24 protein-coding genes are annotated in these 24864 nt (G+C 68.5%); 16 read left to right on the top strand and 8 right to left on the bottom strand.

What is annotated here, in order from left to right:
* Positions 1–271 precede the first annotated feature (271 nt).
* Positions 272–664, bottom strand: a complete 393-nt coding sequence (locus tag AB4Z01_RS25960) for an AbrB/MazE/SpoVT family DNA-binding domain-containing protein (protein ID WP_441698754.1) — start codon at positions 662–664, stop codon at positions 272–274.
* Positions 665–869: 205 nt separating this feature from the next.
* On the opposite strand from AB4Z01_RS25960, the gene AB4Z01_RS25955 reads away from it, so the two are divergent.
* From AB4Z01_RS25955 to AB4Z01_RS25930, 6 genes are all read left to right on the top strand, one after another.
* Positions 870–1361 carry a hypothetical protein gene (locus AB4Z01_RS25955; protein ID WP_441698753.1) on the top strand — a complete coding sequence of 164 codons (492 nt, stop codon included), beginning with the start codon at positions 870–872 and terminating at the stop codon, positions 1359–1361.
* Between the two features lie 103 nt (positions 1362–1464).
* Complete coding sequence (gene accD / locus AB4Z01_RS25950) at positions 1465–2406, top strand: acetyl-CoA carboxylase, carboxyltransferase subunit beta (RefSeq protein WP_441698752.1); 942 nt, start codon at positions 1465–1467, stop codon at positions 2404–2406.
* Complete coding sequence (locus AB4Z01_RS25945; RefSeq protein ID WP_441698751.1) at positions 2399–3703, top strand: bifunctional folylpolyglutamate synthase/dihydrofolate synthase; 1305 nt, start codon at positions 2399–2401, stop codon at positions 3701–3703. Before accD ends, AB4Z01_RS25945 begins: the two co-directional genes overlap by 8 nt.
* Positions 3704–3766: 63 nt before the next feature.
* On the top strand, positions 3767–4018 hold the full coding sequence (locus tag AB4Z01_RS25940; RefSeq protein WP_441698750.1) for an exodeoxyribonuclease VII small subunit: 252 nt from the start codon (positions 3767–3769) through the stop codon (positions 4016–4018).
* A 33-nt stretch (positions 4019–4051) separates the two neighbouring features.
* Complete coding sequence (locus tag AB4Z01_RS25935) at positions 4052–4921, top strand: polyprenyl synthetase family protein (RefSeq protein WP_441698749.1); 870 nt, start codon at positions 4052–4054, stop codon at positions 4919–4921.
* A gap of 313 nt (positions 4922–5234) precedes the next feature.
* Positions 5235–6125 carry a DMT family transporter gene (locus tag AB4Z01_RS25930; protein ID WP_441698748.1) on the top strand — a complete coding sequence of 297 codons (891 nt, stop codon included), beginning with the start codon at positions 5235–5237 and terminating at the stop codon, positions 6123–6125.
* A gap of 150 nt (positions 6126–6275) precedes the next feature.
* On the opposite strand, the gene AB4Z01_RS25925 is transcribed toward AB4Z01_RS25930, so the two are convergent.
* Positions 6276–6647 carry a hypothetical protein gene (locus AB4Z01_RS25925; RefSeq protein ID WP_441698747.1) on the bottom strand — a complete coding sequence of 124 codons (372 nt, stop codon included), beginning with the start codon at positions 6645–6647 and terminating at the stop codon, positions 6276–6278.
* 166 nt (positions 6648–6813) lie between these two features.
* Here AB4Z01_RS25925 and AB4Z01_RS25920 point away from each other — a divergent pair, with 166 nt between their 5' ends.
* Entirely contained in the window at positions 6814–12012 is a 5199-nt protein-coding gene (locus AB4Z01_RS25920) for an MG2 domain-containing protein (RefSeq protein WP_441698746.1), read from the top strand.
* A gap of 595 nt (positions 12013–12607) precedes the next feature.
* On the opposite strand, the gene AB4Z01_RS25915 is transcribed toward AB4Z01_RS25920, so the two are convergent.
* Positions 12608–13543 carry a cupin domain-containing protein gene (locus AB4Z01_RS25915; protein ID WP_441698756.1) on the bottom strand — a complete coding sequence of 312 codons (936 nt, stop codon included), beginning with the start codon at positions 13541–13543 and terminating at the stop codon, positions 12608–12610.
* Between AB4Z01_RS25915 and AB4Z01_RS25910 the strand changes: the two genes are divergently transcribed.
* The 4 genes from AB4Z01_RS25910 to AB4Z01_RS25895 all read left to right on the top strand — a co-directional run bounded on the left by AB4Z01_RS25910 (position 13487) and on the right by AB4Z01_RS25895 (position 17274).
* Positions 13487–13612 carry a hypothetical protein gene (locus AB4Z01_RS25910; protein WP_441698757.1) on the top strand — a complete coding sequence of 42 codons (126 nt, stop codon included), beginning with the start codon at positions 13487–13489 and terminating at the stop codon, positions 13610–13612. The two genes, AB4Z01_RS25915 and AB4Z01_RS25910, sit on opposite strands and share 57 nt — an antisense overlap.
* 164 nt (positions 13613–13776) lie before the next feature.
* Positions 13777–14547, top strand: a complete 771-nt coding sequence (locus AB4Z01_RS25905; protein WP_441698745.1) for an alpha/beta hydrolase — start codon at positions 13777–13779, stop codon at positions 14545–14547.
* A gap of 651 nt (positions 14548–15198) precedes the next feature.
* The gene (locus AB4Z01_RS25900; RefSeq protein WP_441698755.1) at positions 15199–16311 is read left to right on the top strand and encodes an adenylate/guanylate cyclase domain-containing protein; all 1113 of its coding nucleotides are present in this window, start codon (positions 15199–15201) and stop codon (positions 16309–16311) included.
* Positions 16312–16596: 285 nt separating this feature from the next.
* The gene (locus tag AB4Z01_RS25895; RefSeq protein WP_441698744.1) at positions 16597–17274 is read left to right on the top strand and encodes a hypothetical protein; all 678 of its coding nucleotides are present in this window, start codon (positions 16597–16599) and stop codon (positions 17272–17274) included.
* 235 nt (positions 17275–17509) lie between these two features.
* Here AB4Z01_RS25895 and AB4Z01_RS25890 read toward each other — a convergent pair whose 3' ends face one another.
* The 4 genes from AB4Z01_RS25890 to AB4Z01_RS25875 all read right to left on the bottom strand — a co-directional run bounded on the left by AB4Z01_RS25890 (position 17510) and on the right by AB4Z01_RS25875 (position 19537).
* Positions 17510–17689: a hypothetical protein gene (locus AB4Z01_RS25890; protein WP_441698743.1), complete on the bottom strand. Its 180-nt coding sequence runs from the start codon at positions 17687–17689 to the stop codon at positions 17510–17512.
* Positions 17690–17719: 30 nt separating this feature from the next.
* Entirely contained in the window at positions 17720–18229 is a 510-nt protein-coding gene (locus AB4Z01_RS25885; RefSeq protein ID WP_441698742.1) for a class I SAM-dependent methyltransferase, read from the bottom strand.
* 121 nt (positions 18230–18350) lie between these two features.
* Complete coding sequence (locus AB4Z01_RS25880) at positions 18351–18794, bottom strand: DUF1801 domain-containing protein (RefSeq protein WP_441698741.1); 444 nt, start codon at positions 18792–18794, stop codon at positions 18351–18353.
* 164 nt (positions 18795–18958) lie between these two features.
* Complete coding sequence (locus AB4Z01_RS25875; RefSeq protein WP_441698740.1) at positions 18959–19537, bottom strand: DUF1801 domain-containing protein; 579 nt, start codon at positions 19535–19537, stop codon at positions 18959–18961.
* 144 nt (positions 19538–19681) lie between these two features.
* Here AB4Z01_RS25875 and AB4Z01_RS25870 point away from each other — a divergent pair, with 144 nt between their 5' ends.
* The 5 genes from AB4Z01_RS25870 (at position 19682) to AB4Z01_RS25850 (ending at position 24073) form a co-directional block, all read left to right on the top strand.
* On the top strand, positions 19682–20308 hold the full coding sequence (locus AB4Z01_RS25870) for a hypothetical protein (RefSeq protein WP_441698739.1): 627 nt from the start codon (positions 19682–19684) through the stop codon (positions 20306–20308).
* 293 nt (positions 20309–20601) lie between these two features.
* Positions 20602–21489, top strand: a complete 888-nt coding sequence (locus AB4Z01_RS25865; RefSeq protein ID WP_441698738.1) for an NAD(P)-dependent oxidoreductase — start codon at positions 20602–20604, stop codon at positions 21487–21489.
* Positions 21486–22337, top strand: a complete 852-nt coding sequence (locus AB4Z01_RS25860; protein ID WP_441698737.1) for an alpha/beta fold hydrolase — start codon at positions 21486–21488, stop codon at positions 22335–22337. Before AB4Z01_RS25865 ends, AB4Z01_RS25860 begins: the two co-directional genes overlap by 4 nt.
* An 82-nt stretch (positions 22338–22419) precedes the next feature.
* Positions 22420–23559 carry a helix-turn-helix transcriptional regulator gene (locus AB4Z01_RS25855; RefSeq protein WP_441698736.1) on the top strand — a complete coding sequence of 380 codons (1140 nt, stop codon included), beginning with the start codon at positions 22420–22422 and terminating at the stop codon, positions 23557–23559.
* A 70-nt stretch (positions 23560–23629) separates the two neighbouring features.
* Positions 23630–24073 (top strand): DoxX family protein, encoded by a 444-nt coding sequence (locus AB4Z01_RS25850; RefSeq protein ID WP_441698735.1) that lies wholly within the window; start codon positions 23630–23632, stop codon positions 24071–24073.
* A 9-nt stretch (positions 24074–24082) separates the two neighbouring features.
* On the opposite strand, the gene AB4Z01_RS25845 is transcribed toward AB4Z01_RS25850, so the two are convergent.
* Entirely contained in the window at positions 24083–24862 is a 780-nt protein-coding gene (locus AB4Z01_RS25845) for a MetQ/NlpA family ABC transporter substrate-binding protein (protein ID WP_441698734.1), read from the bottom strand.
* Positions 24863–24864 lie beyond the last annotated feature (2 nt).

Genomic DNA, 24864 nt, shown 5'->3' with positions numbered 1-24864 from the left:
TCCCCAAACCGACCCAAGACCGTTTCCATGCCGCACTCCCGTCGTCGAGCGTGCGAATATAGGAATCATGAGCGCCAGTCCCGGCGCCACCCCGTCCGTGCGCCTGAGTCAACGCGACGCACCGCAAACAGACATGGCACTTATGTACATCCCCTAGCGCGAAAGCGGGGATCTCGTCACGTCATGACCGGAAAGGGATTCCCGCTTTCGCGGGAATGACGTTTGAAGAAAAAGGGACGGTTCCGAAAGCCGTCGCTTGCGGAATGGCCGATCAGATCTTGGACGAGGGCCATCCCATCGAGCAGATTTCCTCGATCGACAGCCTTGGCGTCCCGGGCTCGGCGAGGCAGCCGAAGAAATCCCCGATGGTGCCGGTCGGCTTCGTCGGCCGTGCCTCCGCGTTGCCGTCAGCCGATCGGCCGGCCTTGGTCTCGTCATTGTCGAATTCCGGCCAGACGAGGGCATCGTCGCCGGCTTCGGCGAGCCGCCGGGCGTCATCTGCCCAGCCGGCTCGTGGATTCTCCCGGCTCGGCGCGATGATCAGGCGGCCCGTCTCGACGACCATGTCCACGTCGTCGCCGGCCCTCGCCCCGATCTCCGCCAGCAGGGGCTCGGGAATGATCACCCCTGCAGCGTTTCCCATTTTCCGGACGGTGCCGCGCATTGCTGTCGACTTCATTGGCCACCTAGGGCCGCCACGATAGCATCGGCGCTCGTTTGCCACGACGGGTTCCGGCCAGAGGTGCCGGCCGGGACCGAAACGCGGATCCTCTATATTGGGCCACAATGGCAGGGTTGTCTGATGAAGATCTGCGTCTCCGGTTCGCCCTCGCGAACCGGACCAGGGGCTCGTCGGGGGAGGGGCTGTCATGGTGATGAGGGGCTGTGTCGCTGTTGCTCTCTTGAGCTTTGCGCTCAATGCCTGCACGGCAAAACCCGTCGTGCAGGGTCCTGGGCAGGAGATCCGGGCAGTTTCGTCAGGACCCGCTGTGCAGTGGCAGGGCCATGAGCTGCGGGAGGTCACGTCGCTTGCGGCGCTTCCGACCTCGATTCGTCAGGCGCTAGGAGCAGATAACCCAGGATTGGGCGGTATCGCCGAGAAGGGCAAGCCGTTCAATGCCGGAGATGCCGTGGTCGAACCGCTGCCGATGCGGAGATTCATCACCGCCGGTCATGATGGCGACACGTGGCTCGTGGCCTTCGAAGAAGGCGGGATCGCCCTCACCGTCACAGCCGTCGAGATCTCCGGCGGCGATGCGCGACGAGGATGGTGGCTGAGTTGCTGCATGACCACCCTGGCGGAGGTGGTGCAGCAGGTTTCGACGGCGCCTTCCGACGCCACTTTCGTACCCAAGCCGTAGAATCGGGCACTGCGAGGATTCGATCGGTCGGCCATCATGCCGCCGCGCTGGGACCTCACGCCCTCATCTTGACGCGCCCGGCCGAAAGGCGGAAAACCGCGGCATGAACTGGCTGACCAACTACATCCGCCCGAAGATCCGGGCCCTCGTCTCCTCGTCCCGGCCGGAGACGCCGGACAATCTGTGGACGAAGTGCCCGAACTGCGAGGCGATGCTGTTCCATCGCGATCTGGAGGCGAATCTCTACGTCTGCCAGCATTGCGGCCATCATATGCGGCTCGATCCGGTCAAACGGCTCGGCATGTTGTTCGATGACGGCAGGTACGAGACGATCGAGCTGCCGAAGCCGGCGGTCGATCCGCTCAAGTTCCGCGACACCAAGCGCTACACCGACCGTCTGAAGGAAGCCCAGGCCAAGTCCGGCCGAAGCGACGCCATCGTCGTTGCTCATGGCAAGATGGGCGGCCGCGACACCGTGATCGCCGTTTTCGACTTCAGCTTCATGGCCGGCTCGATGGGCACCGCGGTCGGCGAAGGCCTGGTCGCCGCCGCCAAGCTGGCGGTGATGCAGCATGCGCCGCTGGTGGTGGTGCCGGCTTCCGGCGGCGCCCGGATGCAGGAAGGCATCCTGTCGCTGATGCAGATGCCGCGCTCGGTCATCGCGGTCGAGCAGGTCAAGGATGCCGGCCTGCCCTATATCGTGGTGCTGACCGACCCGACCACGGGCGGCGTCACCGCCTCCTTCGCCATGCTCGGCGACATCCACATCGCCGAGCGCGGCGCGCAGATCGGCTTCGCCGGCGCCCGGGTGATCGAGGAGACCATCCGCGAGACCCTGCCGGAGGGCTTCCAGCGCGCCGAATACCTGCTCGACCACGGCATGGTCGACGTGGTGGTGGTGCGCAAGGAGCTGCGCGAGACGCTGATCCGCACCCTCGGCCATCTGACCGGCGGGCTTCATCCGGCCACGGCCGACATCGTGGTCGACCCGGCCGACATTGCCGCCGCGGCCGCGATCGAGGGCGAGCCGGCCTATCGTGCCTGACGCGGGTGCGGCCGAGGTCGAGGCCGCGCTCGACCGGTTGACCCATCTGCATCCGAAGCGGATCGACCTTTCGCTCGGCCGCACCGAAAGGCTGCTGGCGGCGCTCGGCAGCCCGCATCTGCGCCTGCCGCCGGTCGTGCATGTCGGCGGCACCAACGGCAAGGGGTCGACCACCGCCTTCCTGCGCGCCTTCCTGGAGCAGGCGGGCTATCGCGTCCATGTCTACACCTCGCCGCATCTGGTGCGGTTCCATGAGCGCATCCGCCTCGCCGGGTCGCTGATCGGCAGCGCCGCGCTGGTCGAGCTGCTGGAGCGGGTTGAGACCGCCAATGCCGGCCAGCCGGTGACCTTCTTCGAGGCGACGACCGCCGCCGCCTTCCTGGCCTTCGCCGAGGTGCCGGCCGATGCCGTGCTGCTCGAGGTCGGCCTGGGCGGCCGCTACGACAGCACCAATGTCGTGCCGCGCCCGGCCGCGACCGCGGTCACCCGCATCTCCATGGACCACATGCAGTTCCTGGGCGACACGATCGAGGCGATCGCGGCGGAGAAGGCGGCCATCGCYAAGCCCGGCGTGCCGATGGTGGTGGCGCCGCAGCAGAGCGCCGCCGCCGTGTCCGTGCTGACCCGCGACATCGAATCGGCCGGGGCGCGGCTGCACCTCGCCGGCCGCGACTGGTCGGTGGCTCCCACCGCGGACGGTTTCGTCCTGCGCACGGCCGAAGGCGAGCGGCACTATCCCCGCCCGGCGCTGCCCGGCGACCACCAGTTCGCCAACGCCGCCACCGCGATCCGGCTGCGCGACCTGCTCACCGGCTTCGACATCCCGGAGAAGGCGGTGCGAAGCGGGCTGGCCACGGTCGAATGGCCGGCGCGGCTGCAGCGCCTGACCCGCGGCCCGCTGGCGGCCCTGCTGCCGCCGGATTGGGAACTGTGGCTCGACGGCGGCCACAACGACAGCGCCGGCGAGGTGCTGGGGCACTGGCTCGGCGGGCTCGACCCGCGGCCGCTGCACCTGGTCTGCGGCATGCTGGAGAGCAAGCAGCCGCAGGAGTTCCTGCGGCCGCTGGCGCCCTTCGTCCGCTCCATCCGCACCGTGCGGATCCCGGGCGAGGACGCCAGCCTGCCGGCCGAGGCTGTGGCCGACCACGCCCGCGCCGTCGGCCTGACCGATGTCGCCGCGGCCGGCGGCTTCGAAGCCGCGGTCGCCGCTGCGGCGCGGCCCGGCGACCCGCCCGGCCGGGTGCTGATCTGCGGCTCGCTCTACCTCGCCGGCCGGGTGCTGGCCGGCAACGGCTGAGCCCCCGTTGCCTCTTGCCGCGACCGCGCTTATTGTCGCCGCCCGAATATGAACGGACAGCCCATGGCCGATCGACCCATCCCTGCCGACATCGCGGGCCTGAGCTTCGAGGATGCCCTCGCCGAGCTGGAGACCATCGTGCGCCAGCTCGAGGCGGGGCAGGGCAAGCTCGACGACAACATATCGGCCTATGAACGCGGTGCCTTGCTTCGCGCCCATTGCGAGGCGAAGCTGCGCGAGGCGCAGGCGCGGGTCGAGATGATCTCGCGCGCCGCCGACGGCACCGTCACCGCCAAATCCGCGACCTTTGATTGAGGCCCAGTCTTGCCGATTGATCTGAGCAAAGCCATGGCCGAGACGGGCGCGCAGGTCGAGCGCGTCCTGGACCGTGTCCTGCCCAAGCCCCAGCGCGGCGAGCCGCCGCTGGCCGAGGCCATCCGCTACGCCTCGCTGGGCGGCGGCAAGCGGCTGCGGCCGTTCCTGGCGGTGTCGTCCGCGCGGCTGTTCGGCGTCGCCGAAAGCTGCGCGCTGCGCGTCGGCGCGGCGGTCGAGATGATCCATTGCTATTCGCTGGTCCATGACGACCTGCCGGCGATGGACAATGACGACCTGCGCCGCGGCAAGCCGACCACGCACAAGGCCTATGACGAAGCCACCGCGATCCTGGCCGGCGACGCGCTGCTGACCCAGGCCTTCGAGGTGCTGGCCGACAGCGAGACCCATGCCGACCCGAAGGTCCGCATCGCGCTCGTCGCCGCCCTGGCCCGCGCCGCCGGCGCCGCCGGCATGGTCGGCGGCCAGGCGCTCGACATGCAGGCCGAGCAGACGCCGCTGACCGAGATCGGCGCCATCACCCGGCTGCAGCGGCTGAAGACCGGCGCCCTGTTCGAGTTCTCCTGCGAGGCCGGGGCGATCCTCGGCAAGGTCGAGGATTCGCGGCGCGGCGCGCTGCAGGCCTATGCCCATGACATGGGCCTGGCCTTCCAGATCGCCGACGACCTGCTCGACGTCCGCGGCCGGGCCGAGGAGATCGGCAAGACCCCGGGCAAGGACCAGGCGGCCGGCAAGGCGACCTTCGTCTCGATCCTCGGCCTCGAACGGGCGGAGTCCCAGGCGCGCATGCTGGTCGACCAGGCCTGCCGCCACCTCGACGTGTTCGGCGACCGGGCCGAGGCGCTGCGCGCCGTCGCCCATTTCGTGGTCGAGCGCAGGGCCTGACGTCGGGTTAGGACCGCTTTTCCCAAGTCCCCCCTCCCCTTGCGGGAGGGGGGTGGGGAGGGGTCTGCGCGCGTCCGCGCGCGAATGGGCAGTCGATCCGGCTCTGCCGTTCAGGTTGTCGCAAGTCTGGTCCAAGCCGCGAGACCCCTCCGCCTAACCCCCTCCCGCGAGGGGAGGGGGGACTCATTTTGTATTCGGCTGCCGCTTCGTGGCAGGACCGCACGCCCTTGCATGCCCGGCCCGTGGCCTTTCCGCTTCTGTCCGACAAATTCCTCGGGCAGAGAAGGGGGAACGGAACGGGGGAAGCGTGGGAATGGCGGCGATCGGCGCCCAAAAGGTCAGTGGGGCGGAGGGCGGGCATGGCACCGGCATCCTGCTGTTCTTCCTCGGCATGTCGCTGTTCACCTTCAACGACGCGCTGGGCAAGTGGCTGGTTGCCGACTACACCGTCGGCCAGGTGCTGCTGATCCGCAGCATCGGTGCCTTCATCCTGCTGCTGCCCTGGGTGATCCGCGGCTTCCGCGGCCTGCTGACGCCGGACCAGCCCTGGATGAACCTGCTGCGCGTCGCCCTGATGGCGGGCGAGGTCGCGATCTTCTATTTCGCCGTGCGCGGCCTGCCGCTGGCCGACGTCATGACCTTCTACATGGCGGCGCCGCTGATCGTGACCGCGCTGTCGGTGCCGCTGCTGGGCGAGAAGGTCGGGCCGCGGCGCTGGGCGGCGGTGCTGATCGGCTTCGTCGGCGTTCTGATCGTGCTGCGCCCGACCGGCGCCGCGCTCTCGTCCTCGGCCCTGATCGCGCTGGCCGGCGCCACCCTGTTCAGCCTGATCCTGATCGTCACCCGCCGCGTCCGCCACACCGGCGGGCTGGGCCTGATCACCTATCAGATCCTCGGCACCGGCCTGGCCGGCGCCGCCACCGTGCCCTTCGCCTGGGTGCCGCCGACCCCGTTCGACTGGGCGCTGCTGCTGGGCCTCGGCGTGGTGGCGATGGGCGCGCATCTGTGCATGAACAAGGCGCTGTCGCTGGCCCCGGCCGCGGTGGTGGCGCCCTACCAGTACTCCACCATCGTCATCGCCGCGGCGCTCGGCTGGGCAGTCTGGGGCGACGTGCCGACATCGCAGATCATCATCGGCAACCTGGTGATCATCGCGTCCGGCCTGTTCATCTACTACCGCGAGCGGCAGCTGAAGGGGGAATAGGGCGGGTCGCCGAGCAGGCGCGGCCATACCCTCACCGTCATCGCGAGCCCCGCAGGGGCGTGGCGATCCAGGCTGGCACCGGTTCGCACCGGCCCCTGGATTGCTTCGTCGGCTTCGCCTCCTCGCAATGACGGCGAGGAGTGGCCAGTCTCACAGGTTCCCCGGATTTCCCGGCTTAAGCTCCCCGACCGCGACCAGCGACCCGTCATCGGCGAACAGCTGCACCTTGGTGCCGTCCAGCTGGACCTTGTCGCATTCCTTGGTCTCGCCCAGGTCGAAGCACATGTGGTCGTTCTCGATCGACCACTGCCCGGCATAGGGGCCGTCGTCGCCCAGCCCATGGATGGTGCCGTCGGCGGCGTAGAACTCGGTGTATTCGACGTCGCCGGCCGTCCCGTCGACCGTGTTGCCGACGATCTGGGCCTGGATCTGCGCGCCGGTCAGCGCATCGGCAGCCAGGGCGGCGGCGGCCATGGCGGGGGACAGCAGCAGCGGCAGGACGATCGCCAGGGGTCGAATCATGGGCAGGCTCTCCGCGAAGGACGCGGGGATCATAGTCGCGTCGCCCCGGCAGGGGGAGGGCCGTTCCGCCGTCGCAGCTGCGTCATGGTTTCGACGCGATCTCGCGTATAGTTTGTCGCAGGGGCCCCGGCGATCCGGGGTGCCGTGATTGGGGGGATCCATGGCCTTGAAGCTGCGTTTTGCCACTTTTGCCGCGGCGGCGGCGCTCCTGACCGCGACCTTGGCCTTTTCCCCGACCGCGTCCGCCTACCAGGCGCCGGGCCTCGCGGCCGGCGCGGCCGTCTACGCCAAGAAGCTGGAGCAGAAGGCCAGTGCCGCCCCCGCCGACCAGCGTGACCTCAAGGCGCTGCGCTCCCGCGCCGCCGACGCCGCCCAGGGCGAGCGCTGGGACGACGCGGTCTCGGCCTGGCAGCTGATTCTCGGCCAGCGCCCCACCGACGCCGGGGCCTGGTTCGGGCTGGCCCAGGCGCTGCAGCAGTCCTCCCCCTATTCGCAGGACGGCCTGAACGCCGCCTTCGCCGCCTACAGCAACGCCGGCACCGACAAGCTGCGCGGCGCCGCCCTGATTCTGCTGGCCCGCGGGCTGGAGCAGCAGGACAAGGGCCGCGAGGCGATCAAGGTCGCGGCCGAGGGCGCCCAGCTGGCGCCGAGCGACGACAACACCGAATACGCCAACACCCTGCGTGACCAGTACGGCTTCCGCGTCACCTCGACCTACGCCCAGAACGACCGCGACGCGCCGCAGCTCTGCGCCGACTTCTCCGATTCGATCGTCGACGGCCGCACCGTCCGCTATTCCGATTACGTCAAGATCGAGCCGGCGGTGCCGGTCGAGGTGATCCCGTCGGACAAGCAGATCTGCCTCGAGGGCGTGTCCTTCGGCCAGACCTACACCGTCACCCTGCTGGCCGGCATCAAGTCGGTCGACGGCGACACGCTGACCGCCGATGACAGCTTCGACCTGACGGTCGACGACCGCCCGGCCAGCGTGGTGTTCCGCGGCAGCGCCTATGTTTTGCCCAAGGGCGGCGAGGGCACGGTGCCGGTGACCACGGTCAACGTCTCCGAGGTCAAGCTGCGCCTGCTGCGCATCAACGACCGCAACCTGATCGATCAGGTGGCCCAGGGCCGCATCGGCCAGATGCTGGAAAGCTACGACGTCGACAGCCTGGCCCAGGATGCGGGCGAGGAGGTGTGGTCCGGCACCATGCCGGTCGAGAGCGAGACCAACAAGGCGGTGGTCACCGGTGTGCCGATGGACACGCTGCTGCCGCAGCCGAAGCCCGGCGTCTACCTGCTCTCGGCGGTCGACGCCAAGGCCGATGAGGACAGTTACCCGACCCCGGGCACGCAGTGGATCGTGGTCACCGATCTCGGCCTCGCCTCGTTCTCGGGCCAGCAGGGGCTGACCGTGGCGGCACGCGCGCTGTCGTCGGCCAAGGCCCAGCCGGGCGTGAAGCTGGCGCTGCTCGCCCGCAACAATTCGGTGCTGGGCGAGGCCCAGACCGATGCCGGCGGCCTCGCCACCTTCCCGGCCGGGGTGATGGCCGGGCAGGGCGGCAACCGGCCGGCCGCAGTCTATGCCTACGGCTCCGGCGACTTCACCTTCCTCGAGCTGACCGGCCCGGCCTTCGACCTGTCCGACCGCGGCGTCAGCGGCCGGGCCGAGCCCGGCCCGCTCGACGCCTTCCTCTACCCCGAGCGCGGCGTCTACCGCCCGGGCGAGACGGTGCATTTGACCACGCTGCTGCGCAACGAGCGTGCCGCGGCGATCGACGGCGTGCCGCTGACGGTCAAGATCAGCCGGCCGGACGGGGTCGAGGCCCAGGTCCAGCAGGCAACGGACCAGGGCGGCGGCTCCTACAGCATCGACGTGCCGCTGGCCGACAGCGCCTATACCGGCACCTGGACCGCCGAGGCCTATGTCGACCCGAAGGGCCAGGCCATCGGCAGCACCCCCTTCCAGGTCGAGGATTTCGTGCCGGCGCGGATCCGCGTCGACCTGAAGACCGACGCCAAGGACCTGCGCGTCGCCAAGCCGTCGGTCGTCGCCATCGACGCCCAGTTCCTGTACGGCGCCCCGGCAGCCGAACTGGCCACCGAGGCCAGCCTGACCCTGCAGCAGGCGGCCCGGCCCTTCCCGGACTACTCCGACTACAAGTTCGGCCTGGTGCAGGACGCGTTCTCGCCGCGCACCCGCCCGATCACCACCCCGGCCACCGACGCCGCGGGCCAGAGCCGGGTCGACATCCTCCTGGATGGCCTGCCCGACACCACCGTGCCGCTCGAGGCCGAGATCCGCACCGCGGTGTTCGATTCCAGCGGCCGCACCGCCAACGAGACCATGACCCTGCCGGTGCGGCAGGAGCATCCCTGGATCGGCCTGAAGCCGCTGTTCTCCGGCTCGTTGGCCGAAGGCGCCGATGCCCGTTTCGAGGTCATCGGCCTCGACGCCGGCGGCCGCCCCGCCGCGATCAAGGGGCTGCGCTGGGACCTGGTGGAGGAGATCCACGACTACCAGTGGTTCTCGACCGACGGGCATTGGGACTACAAGGTCGTCACCCGCGACCGCAAGGTGGCGGACGGCACGGTCGACGTCGCCCCGAACGCGCCGGCGGCGATCCGCCAGGCGGTCGGCTGGGGCAATTTCCGGCTCGACGTCTATGACCCCAAGGGCGGCGGCGCCACCTCGGCCCGCTTCTATGCCGGCTGGTGGGTGTCGGACGACCCGAACCCGACCCCGGACAAGCTGACCGTCGCCCTCGACCGCACCAGCTACAAGGCCGGCGACACCGCCCGGGTGCGGATCGAGCCGCCCTTCGCCGGCGACGTGCTGCTGTTCATCGCCAATGACCGGGTGCTGGAGACGCGCGACGTCGCCGTCCCGGCCGACGGCGCCACGGTCGAGATCCCGGTCTCGTCCGACTGGGGCGCCGGCGCCTATGTCCTGGCCACCGCCTTCCGCCCCTCGGGCGAGGGTGGGGAACGCCGCCACGGCCCCGGCCGTGCGGTCGGCGTCGCCTGGTTCGGCATCGACGTCACCGAGCGGGTGCTGGGCGTCTCGATCGACGCGCCGGCCGAGATCAAGCCGAACCAGCATCTCGATCTGCCGCTCACCGTCACCGGCGTGCCGCAGGGGCAGAGCGCCTGGGTCACCCTGGCCGCGGTCGATGAGGGCATCCTGCTGCTCACCGACTTCCAGTCGCCGGACCCGACCGACCATTACTTCGGCCGCCGTGCCCTGGGCGTGGAGATGCGCGATGCCTATGGCCGGCTGATCATCAGCGACGGCCGCCGCGGCCAGGTCCGCACCGGCGGCGACGCCGCGGCCCAGCAGATGTCCGGCCTGCCGAAGCGCTCCACTCGCACCGTCGCGCTGTACAGCGGCATCTTGCCGGTCGGCGCCGACGGCCGCGTCACCGTGCCGCTCGACCTGCCGGATTTCGACGGCGAGCTGCGGCTGATGGCCGTGGCCTGGACGCCGACAGCGCTCGGCGCCGCCTCCACGTCGATGAAAGTGCGCGACCCGGTGATCGCCGAGATCGGCGTGCCGCGCTTCCTGGCGCCGGGCGACAAGGCGGACCTCGCCTTCTCGCTGCGCAACCTGTCCGGCCCGGCCGGCGACTACGGCGTCCGCGTCGCGGTCGAAGGCCCGCTCTCGGTCGCGGCCGCATCGGCCCAGTTCACCCAGACCGTGACGGCGGGGGCTGAGGCCCGTCGCGCGATCCCGCTGACCGCGACCGCCACCGGTGTCGGCAAGATCCGGATCAGCGTCACCGGCCCCGACGGCTTTCAGCGCGACCGCGACTGGGACCTGTCGGTCCGCCCGGCCCAGGCGCTGACCACCGACCGCATCGCCACTCTGGTCCAGCCCAACCAGTCGGTGGTGCTGAACGCCGACCTGGTGAAGGGCTTCCTGCCCGACACGGTCCAGGTCTTCGCCAGCTTCTCCACCCGCCCGACCTTCGACATCCCGGGCCTGCTGAAGGCGCTGGACGACTACCCCTATGGCTGTGTCGAGCAGACCACCAGCCGGGCGCTGCCGCTGCTCTATGTCGCCAAGGTGGCGGAGAAGGTCGACAGCGGCTTCAAGCCGGACGACGTGCACCGCAAGGTGCAGGGCGCGATCGACCGGATCATGACGGCGCAGCAGCCGGGCGGCGGCTTCGGCATGTGGTCGCCCTTCGGCGACGCCGACCCCTGGCTCTCCGCCTATGCGCTCGACTTCCTGACCCGGGCGCGGGCCGAGGGCGGCTACCGCATCCCGGAACGCGCCTATCAGCGCGGCATCAAGTTCCTGGCGAACTACCTCGACTGGTACGAGGCGCGCTCGGACTGCACCCCGGCCAGCGCCTATGCGCTGTATGTGGTGTCGCGGGCCGGCGGCGGCGATGTCGGCACCATGCGCTATTACGTCGACAACTGCCTGCCGAAGTACCAGACGCCGGTGTCCCAGGCGCAGATCGCCGCGGCCGCCGCCCAATTCGGCGACACGGCACGCACCGGCAAGGCCTTCGCCGCGGCGACCTCGACCGAACGGCCGGAGAACTTCACCGGCGATTACGGCTCCCCGCTGCGTGACCACGCCGCCACCGCGGCCCTGCTGCACGAGGCCAAGCAGCCGCAGGGCGAGGTGCTGCAGCAGGTCGACATCGCCGCCGACCTGTTCGCCAAGGACCGGTATTGGAGCACCCAGGAGATGACCTGGCTGCTGATCGCGGCCGACGCCGCGCTCGACGGCGCCACGCCACTGTCGCTCGAGGTTGCCGGCAAGGCGGTGGCCGATCCGGGCACGATCTACCGGCTCGACCCGGAGGCCGCGGCCCTGGCCGCCGGCATTATGGTGAAGAACACCGGCAGCGGGCCGATGCGCCAGGTGCTGACGGTGCGCGGCGTGCCGGCGGCGCCGCTGCCGGCGGGCGGCGACGGCTTCGAGATCACCCGCACCTATCTCGACCGCGACGGCCGGCCCATCGACCCGGCCAAGACGGCGGTGAAGCAGGGCGACCTCGTCACCGTGCTGCTGCGCGGCCGCGCCACCGACGACCTCGACCACCAGGCGCTGGTGGTCGACCTGCTGCCGGCGGGGCTGGAGATCGAGAACCCGTCGGTCGGCAACGGCGCGAAGCTGGGCGACATCGCCGACACGCTGTCGGAGACGCAGCATGTCGAGATGCGCGACGACCGCTATATCGCGGCGATCGACCTGGTGGGCGACACCCGCTACTTCACCGTCGCCTATCTCGCCCGGGCCGTGACCCCGGGCCGCTTCGCCCTGCCGGGGGCCTATGTCGAGGACATGTACCGCCCGCAATACAACGCCCGCGGCGGCTTCGGCGCGCTGACGGTCGAGGCGCGGAAGTAGGGGGGGCGGCCACCCTCCTCCTTCGGCGAGACCTTATCTCCTTCGGCGAGATCCTTTCAAACTCGCCGAAGCCCGCTCCTTCCTTCTCCCCCTCCCCTTGCGGGAGGGGGGCAGGGGGAGGGGCCTGCGCGCGTCCGCGCGCGAATGGCCCGGGACGTATTCGTCGTCCGCGCCGGCGGCCTGTGACGGTCGGGCCGAGAGAGCCGAGAGAACCCTCTTTCCCTACTCCCCGATGGGCCGCTCTGTCCCCATTGCGGAAATCCGGAGCCCCAGAGGCTGCTCCCAACCGGACATCCCGATCGCCTGGGACGAGTTCCCGAGAAAAGGGCCGGCACGATGTCGAGCCGCTTGGCGACATCCTTTCCGATCCGATGCCGCGGCCGGAGCAGCACGGGCAGACCGGATGCTCTAGGTCGACCACGGTCTCGATCCGCGGTATGCGCGGATCGTCAGGAAGGGCCGCGGCGGACATCACAAGACCGATGAAATCACGCTTTGTGCCTGGTTTGAATTGGCGGCGTGACGGGCTCGTTCAGCTCGCCGCCAACGCGCCGCGGTCCGCCGTGGTTCGTGAACTCGCCGCCAGTCCAAACCCTCAAGAAGCGCTTGCAGTGGGGCCGCGCTGAGCCCCACTGCTAGAGCGCCGAGCTCCTCGGTATTGGCCAGGTGATAGGCTGTGATATCGGTGGAACAGCTTCGAAAACGCGGCTGCTGTCTCGTAACCGACGCGGCTGGCAATCCGGGCAATGGGCTCATCGCTGGTTTCTAGAAGGAACGCCGCTTCCGCCATCCGGCGTTCGATCACATAGCGGTGCACAGACTGGCCGACAAGCTTAGAAAAGCGCGCCGAAAACACCGAACGGCCGAGCCCCACGCGGTGGCCAAGGTCGCTCAGGGTCCAGGCCCGCTCCGGGTTTTCATGAATAAGTTTGAGCGCCGGTCCGATATGCGGGTCAGATATGGCCCCGAGCCAGCCGCCTTGCCCGGGACTGAGAGACGCGATCCAGTTTCGGAGCACCTCGACAAAGAGCACCTCCGTCAGTCGTGAAAGCGCGACGCGTTGCCCAGGACGCTCAAGCGCGGACTCGCTGACCATGCGGCGCAGGATAGCTTCAAACCAGCCACCATCCGCCGTCGGCTTCAATAAGAGCACGGGCGGAATCAGCTCCAGCAGACTGCCGAACATTGGCCGCGACACCGTGAAATTGCCACAAATCATGGTCGAGAGCGGCTTTGCTTGCCCGCCGTGACGGATGACGCGCAGACGCGGCGACGATCGATCGATATCCAAAATCCGCAAAGGCTCGGCTTGGCGATCCGAATAAAACACGTGGGGTTCTCCGCGTGTGATGACGACAAAATCGCCTTCGGTCATCTGGATTTCCTGACCTTGTCCGAGCGCGAGGGTCGCTGAGCCCTGATCGAGATAATGAAACAGAGCGTAGGGGCGCGACGGCAACTCAAGATGCCAGGGATGGCCGAGCTCGAAGTGAAAGAGCAGCGTCCCGCCGAGACGGACGCGGTCGAGCAAATGGGCGAGTATATCCATGCCGCCGAGATTAAACCGGCGGACGATCGGACACAACTTTCGGATGATTGATCCCTATCGTCCGCGAAAACCGCGGAGTAGGTCATGTCGCAGCGGGCCGACGTCATGTGCGGCGACCATTGCGCCAACGGCAGATGGAAAAACCGCGACCTTGCTGGAAACGCCTATCCAATCCCCCGGACCGGGTTCGTCCGACATGCCTGCAGGAACAAGCAATGCGAAATACCCTCCTTTCAGCGGCGACCGTACTCCTGACTGGAACGACATTGGTCGGATCCGTCCGTTCCGCCGAACTGCCCAAGGGAGCAGCCCACAACATCGTGCTCGTGCACGGGGCTTTCGTGGACCAGACGAGCTGGCAACCCGTTGCCGATATTCTCGCAAAAGACGGCTACAACGTCACTCTCGTCGAAAATCCGCTCACCTCCCTTGTTGCTGACGTCAATGCCACTAAGCAGGCGCTGGCGAAGCAGGAGGGCAAAACCGTTCTTGTCGGCCATTCCTGGGGGGGTGTGGTCATCACGCAAGCCGGTAACGATCCCAAGGTGTCTGCACTCGTCTACGTCTCCGCTTTCGCGCCTGACGTGGGACAATCTCTGGCGACCCTCGCCAAGAGCGGTCCGGCAACCGAAGGTTCCGCGGCGATTCGTCCTGACGACAAGGGCAATCTTTACATCGATCCCAAGGTGTTTCCTTCGGCTGTCGCGGCTGATCTTCCCCCGAAGATCGCCGAATCCCTGGCAAACCGTCAGCTTCCGTTGAACCACACGGCGTTCGAGGCACCGGTCGATACGGCCGCCTGGCGAAACAAGCCGACGTTCTATGTAATCAGCACCAAGGACAAGGTGATCGCACCCGAGGCCCAGAAGCTTTTCGCCGCTGAGATGAAGGCGCAGACGACGGAAGTCATAGGAAGCCATGCTTCTCTCGTCGTTCATGCCAAAGAAGTCGCCGCGGTGATCGAAAAGGCCGCACTTGCGAAGTGACGATACCGCTCCCGACGCGAAAGCGCCGGGAGCGCGCACTCTCGGCCAGGGAATGCAGAATGCATCGGACCGCGATGGCGAAACCTTCAAAGCCGTGGAGACGGTGGCGACATCCTGGAGAAAGATCTCGGTCGCTGCGCCACACCAGTCTTCCGGCGGCCCTGGCGCCGCATGCGCCGCCCGGTGGCAATGCCGCGCTGCCGGCGCCGGACGCGCATGACCAGATTGCCCACGCCTGTGGCCCGAACGGGGCGTGGCTCTGTGAAATCAAGCAACGGCTCGACTGGATGACGTCTTCTCGTCGGCGATCCCCCCTGCCGCCCTGAGCGGCGACAGCGCAGCCGAAGGATGGGCTCCCAAATAACCAGCGCCATCGGGAAACAGCGGATAGCCACTGACTTGCCTTCCTTGGCCCGCCTCGTCGGCTGCATCCACATCGTCGCGATGCTGCCTCCGCTGCCGCCCCGGGCACAAGAGTCGGGCGGCCGACGCGAGACGGTCCCGGCCAAGCGCGGCACGGTCGCAAATCGCGATCAGCGCCGGGCCGCTTCCCGCTGGAGCTTTCCCCAGCGAAATGGCTTGCCGGAAAGCAATCGCAACGTTCGGAGTTTCTGATTTGCGCAGCGACCACCGGAACGATGAGAGGGCGTGATGTCATCCAGGAGGGTGAAGTTATCCGGAAGAGCGACGATTCAGCTATTTGCAATCAGTGTAGGGCTCGTCGTCTTCATTATCGATACTCTTAGCCCGTACGAATTCGCCGTCGCCGTGATGTATGTGTTCGTCCTGCTTATCGCCGCCGCTTATCTTGACCGGCGTAGCGTTCTGTTTTCCGCCGCCGGGTGCAGTGTGCTCATAATTTTGAGCTTCATACTGGTCCATTTTCCAACCCTCCAGTACACGGCGATCCTTCGCGCTGCCGTAGGCTTGGCAGCGATCGGCATCACGACGGTTCTTGCCTTGCAGAACATGTCAGCCAACGAAAGACTGGGAATTATTCAGCGGCAGCGCGCCAACCTGGCGAGATATTTTTCCCCCCAACTGGTCGACGAGCTTGCCGAAATGGACACGCCGCTCTCCCTGACCCGGTATCAACCGGCGGCGATACTGTTCGTCGACATGGTCGGGTTCACTGCCTATTGTGCCGATCTGGAGCCGGATCAAGTCATCGTCTTCTTGCGCAGTCTCCAGGAACTGTTGAGCAGATGCGTGTTCTCATATAACGGCGTCGTCGACAAGTTCCTGGGGGACGGTCTCATGGCCGTCTTCGGGCCGCCTCTGCCAAGTTCGTTCGACGCCACGAATGCGGCGCGGTGCGCATTCGAGATCCTTCAATCCGTTGCGACCTGGAACCGGCAGCGGGCGCGCTTTGGTGAAGCAGCGATCCGCCTCGCAATCGGCATCCACCACGGGCCTATAGTTCAAGGAAACATAGGCAGCGAAAGCAGGCTTGAGCTCACAGTCGTCGGCGGTGTGGTCAATACCGCCAGCCGTGTAGAAGCCTATTCCAGAATAGTGGGGTACGATCTGCTCGTGACCGGCCCGTTCATCGACAGACTCCGCGCCGAGGGAAGCGATGGACTGGCGTCGAAGTTCACTGATTTGGATCAGCATTCCATTCGCGGCCATGACAAGCAAACTCATCTATACGGCTTCAAATGGCTGTCGCCTCAATCGAATGAATGCGCTTTGTCAAAACAACCAACCGCAACGCAGAATCGCGTGCCTCGTGGGGGGGCGCCGGCGGGTGATGACCGGCCATAGCGACGGCTTCTGAAAGCCGACGTGACCCCAGGCGATCCGATGCCGAAGTCCGAGCTTAGACATTGGGACGACTGCTGCGTACCCAGATCGACCGTTCCCCCCGGGCCACCTCCGCTCGGATCGGGATTTCGCATGGCTCTTCGAACTTACGCGGCAGGCCCTGCTTGACTCCCAACCGTGCCGGACGGCTACGGCCGTAACAAGATTCCCGCCCTTTAAAGCCGATCGGACAAGCGGCCTTGCCAGAGTGCCGGCGAGCTTGACGCGTCATCAGAAGGAGCCCCGATGGTCAGCGCGACAAAAGGTGTCGGGACATGGCTTGGGGACCGCCTCAAAGGCCCGGGCGGTCTCTACAATCTCGGCAATGCCGTCGGCCTGGTCAGCGGCATCGCTGCATCTGCTCAGGCGGCCCGACACAGGGCCGGGGTGTCGCATGTGGTGGCGGCAACTTGGGACTATGTCGCCGGAAGCCCGGCCGCCGCCGCGGTCACCGTCGCGACTGTCTTTTTCTTCTGGAGCGGGGAGGAGTACCGAAGGGCGTGGCGGCCTCGTCAGGCGTCTGACCGCAACCGGAACCGGCGTGGCGATCTCCTGTCCAGCTTGGGCGCTGTCCTGCTCGGCCTCGGACTGGCCCTTCTCGGCAACCCCCTGCTCGCAGCGACTTCAGGCTTCATGCACGCGGCCGGTAAGCTCGGAAGCGCAATCGGCCTAGAGTCTCGGCTACGGCTGTTCGGATGGTCGATGCCGGCCTCCGACATCTTCCGCCTCTCAGTCGTGCTGAGCCGGATACCGGCAATACTGCTCACACTCGGCGCGATTGCGAGCGATTTCGAAACACTGGCGCCTTCCGCGGCGCTGGAACGTTCCGTTCTGCCGTGGGCAACGATGATCTGCCTTTGCATCTGGGCGGGCGCTGACCTGATGTTGGCGCGCGGGTCGCGAAGCACCGCGAACTCGGCCTGACGAACGGACGGCGGAGAAGCGATTCATACCCTCGGATAGACCAAGCGCCCCCGGGCGGACCGTCTGCAATGGCCGGTCCTGGGCGCCCCGAATTCAGCCCGAACGATCGAAAGCGCCGAGATCCCGAGGGTTTTGCTGGGTGTCCGCTATTGGGACGCCTGGTAAATGACCGCATATGGCGCACACCAGCCCGCAAATCGACAGCGGGCCAACCGTATTCCACCCTTTGCCGCGCTCACGCGCGGCGGGCGCGCAGGTGCAGGAACAGCGGCAGGCGCTGCCATCGGCGGCCGGCCTCCGACGCGATCGCATGGTCCGGAACGCCCGGCTCGCGCAGCGCCTCGACCAGGAACCCGGCCTCCTCCAGCGCCGAGAAATAGGCTTCGAGCGGCCGGTGCCGGCTGTGGAACGTCATGGCCAGGCCGTCCCGCTCGACCGCGTCGGCTTAACCGAAGGGGCGCAGATACTCCTCCGCGATGACGAAGGGCGCATCGGCGGCATGGCGTTCAAAACGCCCGGCCGAGTTGATCGGGTGGACGGTCGCCAGGCACAGCCGGCCGCCGGGCTCCAGGACCCGCGCGATCTCCCGGACCGCGGCCGGCATCGGATCGATGTCGTGCAGCGACAAGAAGGCGACCGCGAGGTCGGCGGCGGCGTCCTCCAAGGGCAGCGTGGCCGCATCGGCCAAGCGGACATCCATCGCCGGATCGGCCTCGCGGGCCGCGGCCACCAGGGACGGCGAGGCGTCGATGCCGGTGACCCGATGCCCGAGTCCCTTCAGGTGCCGCGTCAGCCGTCCCTCGCCGCAGCCGATATCCATCGTCCGCCGGCCGGGCGGCGGCACCAGCCGCAGGAACTGGTCGCGGTGATGGCGCCAATAGCTGTCATGTCCCGGCCGCCGCGCCCACCGGATCCACTGGCGGGCCTGGGCTTCCCAGCTGTCGCCGAGATCCATGAGATCCATCCTCCCGTGCCTGGCGCCGACTCTCCATCGCCCGGCCCGGGATGTCGAGACGATCGCCCGGGCCCGCCGGCGGCCGCCGCCATGGCCGCCGTCGCCGGGTGGGATGGGCGGCTCAGCCGCTCTTCGTCTTCTTCCGGGAGCGGGCGGCCCGTGCAGAGGCGTTCAGGGCCGCTGCGGCGCGGATCAGCGCCTGCAGCGCCGCTTCATCGATCGCCTCGCCCTCGCGGATGTCGATGGCGCGCCGGGTGTTGCCGTCGAGGCTGGAGTTGAACAGGCCGGCCGGGTCCGCCAGCGCGGCACCCTTGGCGAAGGTCAGCTTCACCACGGCCTTGTACGTCTCGCCGGTGCAGATGATGCCGTCATGCGACCACACCGGGACGCCGCGCCACTTCCACTCCTCGATCACCTCGGGGTCGGCCTGCTTGATCAGCGCCCGGACCCGGGCCAGCGTCGCGCCGCGCCAGCCGCCCAGCTCCTCGATCCTCGCATCGATCAGCCGGGAGGGAGAGTCGCCTCCGTTCTTCGGGCCGCGTTCCGTCATCGTCGTTGTCTTCATGATGGCTGCCTCCCGCCTGCGACACCTTATTCAGAATTCTCCAACCCCGTCATCCCCGCGGAAGCGGGGATCTCGTAACGCTTTGATTGGAAAGAGATTCCCGCGTTCGCGGGAATGACGGCAAAGGGGAAAGGCTGCTGCTCTGACAAGCTCTCGCCAGCCGCTCACATCTTCTCGCCGGGCAATTCGCTGGCCTGCTTCACCCAGGCGGCGAACTGGGCTTCGTCGAGCGGCTCGTCCTCGCGGATGTCGAGGTAGCGCACATCCTTCTGCTTCGATCCACCGGGCGGCAGAGGCTGCAGCGCCGCGCCGCGGAAGAAGGCCACCTTGACGTATTCGGTGAAGCAATGAATGCCGAGGAACCAGGTTTTCTCCTCGACCCCGTACATCGGCGAGTTCCATTTGACCGCCTTGCGCACGCTGGGGACGGTGCGCGTGATCAGCGCGTCGAGGCGGCGCCCGAGATCGCTTTTCCAGCCCGGCATGGCCGCGATATAGGCCTGCACCGGGCCCTCGCCATCGCCCTTTGCGATCTGGGGATTGCCGCCGGAGAGGAGGGCCGGCGCCGCGGCCGGGTCCTTGCTCTTTGCTGCGACGGTCTTTGCGGGCTTGCGGGCCGGTCGCTTGGCGGCCGGCTTGGTGGTCCTGGTCGACGTGGCGGATATCCTGTCGGCCATGGCGTCCCCTCCACTGATAGATGGACACATCGCCAACGGTACTTTGATTCTTGATGACAGCGTCATCGTTATAGCAGCCGGGCTCTGGTCAGATCGGACCGATTTCGACCCTTCGCGGCGTGTCGCCCCGCGGCCGCTGTCGTGACCAGCAGTTGTTGTTAACACATTGTGCAATTGTATTAATTGGCGACCTCGTTCATGCTATGTTCCATGAACAAGGCGCAGACCGATTCGGCCACCGAGGCCTCGGCCGCTCCGCAGGAGGAGCGGGCGGCGGATCTGTGCGTGGTGGCGGAGCTGGTCGAGATCCAGATGTCGATCGCCCGGGCGACGCAGCAGGAGGCGCTGCAGGCGCCGCAGCCTGGGGTCGACTACTGCCAGCGGATCGCCACCGTCTCGCGCGCGGTGCGGCTGACCCTGCTGCTCAAGGACAAGCTGTCGCGGCAGGCCGCCGAGCGGCGCAAGGCCGCGGCGCAGCGCGAGGCGGCGCAGGAGGACTGGCACGCGCTGCGGGTCCGGCTGGCGATGATGGCGGCCGCCTCTGAGGTGTCCAAGGACGAGGAGGAGGCCGACCGCCGCGCCGACGAGGTGTGCGAGCGGCTGGAGCGGCCGGAGGTGGCGGAGCTGGTGGAAGCCAGCCGGGCCGAAGTCGCGGTGGCGGCCTTGTGCCGGCGCTGGGGCTATCCGGTGCAGGTGAAGCAGTGGCTGGAGATGGCCGACGAGGCCCTGGAGGAGCTGGGCTTCATTCCGCCGGAGGACGGCGAGGACGATGAGGATCAGCCTGAGCCCCGCTCCGCTGCCAACAACCGCAGGCCCAAGCCGCCGGACACGGGCTGACCGCGTAGGTTGGGTTCGCGTCTTCGCGAACCCAACATGTCGCCGCCATCGCGGCCCCCCATTCTGTTGGGTTCGCTGCCGCGAACCCAACCTACGAGACCCGGATCGTTTTGCCTCTCCCGCCCTGCGGGAGGGGCCGGAGGTGCTTGTGCCTCCGGATAAGGGCCCTGTGTCGAGGTCCAGACCCGCCCCTCACTTTGCTTCCACCCATGCAGGCTGGCATCCGGTCCGGCCCTTTGTAGGATGTGGGCAGGCGCGCCGGAGCGGCCCGCCGAGTCGCGACGGGAGGACATATGGCCGACATCGCCTATCTCGGCCTCGGCCTGATGGGCCGGGGCATGGTGCGCAACCTGCTGCAGGCGGGCCATCGCGTGCATGCCTGGAACCGCAGCGCCGTGGAGCTGCCGGACGAGATCGCCGCCCATCCAGCCTATGTCCGCGCCGCTTCGGTGGCGCAGGCGGTGGCGGGCCGCGACCGGGTCATGCTCTGCGTCACCGGGCCGGACGCCCAGCGCGGCGTGCTGCTCGGCCCCGACGGCGCCTTCGCCCATGCCGCCAGGAGCGCGGTGGTGGTCGACAGCACCACCACCGACCCCGCGGTGTCGCGCAGCCTGGCGGAAGCCGCCGTCCAGGCCGGCCATGCCTATCTCGACGCCCCGGTCTATGGCAGCAAGGACCAGGCCTGGGACGGCAGCATCGGCTTCATCGTCGGCGGCGACGCCGCGGTGCTGCAGGCGGTGCGCCCGATCCTGGAGGCGATATCGGGCGGGGTGCACCATCTCGGTCCCAGCGGCGCCGGCGCGGTGATGAAGCTGATCGGCAACCTGCTGTCCGCGGCGCAGATGGCGGCGCTCGGCGAGGGCCTGGCCCTGGCCCGCAAGAACGGGCTGGCGGCCGAAGGCGTGATCGAGGTGCTGGACCGGTTCGGCGGCTCCTCCGGCGTCATCCGCGGCGCCGCGCGCAAGACCCTGGCCAACGACTTCGCGCCGGCCTTCCACCTCAAGAACATGGCCAAGGACATCGGGCTGATGCTCGATCTCGGCCGCGCCAGCGGCGTGCCGATGCCGGGCACCGCCCTGACCGCGGAGCTGTACCGCGCCGCGCTCGTGGCCGGCTATGGCGAGCTGCAGGCCAACGCCGTGCACAAGATCCAGTTCCGCCTCGCCGGCATCGAGGAATGAACCTCTCGGATTTCCCCCATCCGGCGACGGCCGGCGGCGCCTACGCCCAGTCGGCGACGCTGGCCGATGGCCGGGTCCTCCGCTATCGCCGCATGGGCGTGGGCGGCGGGACTCCGGCCGTCCCCACCCCGATCGTCATGGTGCACGGCTTCGCCGGCGAGTTGCTGACCTGGGCCGGCTGCCAGGTGCAGCTCTCGGCCCGGCACCCGACCTATGCGCTGGACCTGCCCGGCCATGGCGGCTCGTCCAGGGATCTCGGTTCGGGCGGCGTGCCCGGCCTGGCCGAGGCCCTGCTGGCCTTCCTCGACGCGGTCGGCATCGGCCGCGCCCATCTGGTCGGCCATTCGCTGGGCGGGGCGGTGGTGCTGCAGGCCGCCCTGTCCCGCCCTCACCGCGCCGCCTCGCTGACCCTGGTCGCGTCCAGCGGCCTGGGCGAGGAGGTCGACACCGGCTTCATCGACCGGCTGCTCGGCGCCGACGACCCGGAGACGCTGGCGGCGACGCTGCGGCCGCTCTACGCCGATCCCGGGCTGATCACGGCCGAGCTCGGCGAGCTGGTGCTGGCGGCCCTGTCCGGCCCGGGCGTTCGCGCGACGCTGCGCCGCCTGGCCGACCAATGCTTCGCCCCCGGCCGCCAGCGCCTGGTGCTGCGCGACCGGCTGGCCGAGCTGACGGTGCCGGTCCAGCTGCTGTGGGGTACGGACGACGCCGTCCTGCCGGTGCATCAGGCCCAGGGGCTGCCGCCGGCGGTGGCGGTGCACCTGTTTCCCGGCCAGGGCCACATGCTGCCGATCGAGGCGGCGGCCGGGGTCAGCCGGCTGATCGAAGGGATCGTCGCAGCCGGCTGACGGCAGGAAGGTCATCATACCACCTTGCCGGCGCGCGCGATCTGCGCTTCGCTGATTTTCCTCGTCCTTGCCGGAGCCCGGAATGGGGGAACTCGATCGGCTGAGCGACCTGATCGGCCGGATCTACGACGCCGGGAGCGATCCCGACGCCTGGCGGCCCGTGCTCACCGACATCTGCGGCTGGACCGGCGGCGAGGTGGCGCAGATCCTGGTGCTGGAAGCCGCGGCCGCCGACCCTTTCTTCTCCGTGGCCGTGGGCTATGACGCGGCCGTCCATGCCCGCTATCTGCGCGACTACGCGCTGCAGGATCCGCGCCTGCCGGCCTGGCGGCGCCTGCCGCCGACCGTCCAGCTGTGCCATGAGGTGGTTGATCCCGACTGGCTCGACCGCCAGGATTTCGGCGCGTTCCTGGACGAGAACGGCTGCCGCTGGACCATGGCTGCCATCGACCCGGGCTTCGACGGCGTCGCCGGGATGAGTGTGCGCCGGCCGCGCCGCGCCGGGCCGTTCACGCCGGCGGAGGCGCGGCGCTTCGACCTGCTGGTGCCGCATATCCGCCGCGCGCTGGCGCTGGCCCAGCGGCTCGACGGGCTGGCCGGCCGGGCCCGGCTCGCCGAGGATGTGCTCGACCGCCTCGACCGGGCGGTGGTCCTGCTCGCCGCCAATGGCCGGGTGGTGCATGTCAACGCCATGGCCGACCGGCTGTTCGAGAGCGGCCGGCTGCAGCTGCGCGGCAACCGGCTCGACTCCGCCGATCCGGCCGAGGCGGCGGCGCTGCGCGGGCTGATCGCGGCGGTGCTGGAGCCGAGGCCCAGCGTCGTCGCGATCAAGCTGCTGCCCGGCACCGCCGAAGCGCCGCTGATCGCCAGCGGCTGCCGCCTGCCGGACCGGCGCCCGACCGCCGTCGCCGCACCGCAAGCCGTGGCGGCACTGTTCCTGAGCCCGATCGGGGCCAGCCCGGACGATCTGGGCCAGGTGCTGCCGGGCCTGTTCGGCCTCAGCCGGGCCGAGGCGCGGCTGGCCGTGGCCCTGCATGACGGCTTCTCCCTGTCCGAGATCGCCGGGCAACTGCAGCTCAGCCGCGAGACGCTGCGCAGCCAGCTCCGCTCGGTCTTCGACAAGACCGGCACGCGGCGGCAGGGCACCTTGATCCGCCTGTTGGCCGATCTGACCCGCGAAAGCCGGCTGGCGCGGCCGGGGGTGTCGCGGGCCGAGCTGTGATGGCGGACACGGCGCGGCCACAATGGTTTGGTTAACCTGCTGCCATAGAGACAGCACAGCGAACCGTTTCATGTCCTCCACCATGGCCGTAGACAACACCGAGCGGAATTCAGGGCTCGACCTCATCCAGCTTGCGGGTCGGCTCTGCCTGGCGCTGGTGTTCTTCGCCGCCGGCATCTCCAAGATTCCCGAATGGGAGTCGATGGTGGCGATGGTGCAGAGCCGCGGCCTGCCCGAGCCCGAGCTGCTGCTCGCCGCCGCCGCGGCGCTGCAGATTGTCGCCGGCGCCTTCCTGCTGCTCGGCTGGCACACCCGGCTGGCGGCCCTGGCCCTGGCCGGCTTCACCATCGTCGCCACCGTGGTCTTCCACCCGTTCTGGGACTCGGCCCCGGGCCGGTTCGAGCTCGATTTCGCGATGTTCATGAGCAACCTCGCCGTGCTCGGCGGGCTGCTGTTCATCGCCGGCACCGGCGGCGGCCGCCACTCGCTCGACAGCGGCCCGGGCGAGGACTGATCCGCGCGCTTACCAGCCGGCGATCACCGCGCCCTTGAACCTGTCGGCCAGGAACTGCTTCACCGTGTCGGTGTGGTAGCTCTCGACCAGGGTCTTGACCCAGGGTTCGTCCTTGCGCGCGGTCTGCACCGCGATGATGTTGGCATAGGGGCTGTCGGCCGCCTCGCGCAGGATCGCGTCGCGGGACGGGTCCAGCCCGGCCTCGACGGCGTAGTTGGTGTTGATCGCCGAGATGTCGGTGTCGTCCAGCGATCGCGGCAGTTGCGCCGCGTCCAGCTCGATGATCTCGAGCTTCTTCGGGTTGCCGGTGATGTCGGCCACGCTCGGCTTCAGCCCGACGCCGTCGGCCAGCGTGATCAGCCCGGCGGATTGCAGCAGCAGCAGGACGCGGCCGCCATTGGTCGGGTCGTTCGGGATGCCGACCGTGGCGCCGTCGCGCAACTCGCCGATCGCCTTGATCTTCTTCGAGTAGATGCCGATCGGGAAGGTGACGGTGTTGGCGACCTTGCTGATCTTGTAGCCGCGCTTATCGATCTCGTTCACCAGATAGGGCTCGTGCTGGAACGAGTTGGCGTCGAGCTCGCCGGAATCGAGCGCCGCATTGGGCACGACATAATCCGAGAACTCGACGATCTCGATGTCCAGGCCCTTGGCGTGGGCGATCGGCTTCACCTGCTCCAGGATCTCGGCATGCGGCCCCGGCGTGACGCCGATCTTGATGGTCTCGGCCCAGGCCGGGGCCACAGCCAGGGCGAACGCCGCCGCGGCCAGAATCGTCTTCAGGCTCATCA

Origin of the sequence: Inquilinus sp. YAF38 (assembly GCF_052113205.1) — a bacterium.
In the GTDB taxonomy this organism is placed as follows: domain Bacteria; phylum Pseudomonadota; class Alphaproteobacteria; order DSM-16000; family Inquilinaceae; genus Inquilinus.
This window is presented reverse-complemented; position numbering and strand designations above follow the sequence as displayed.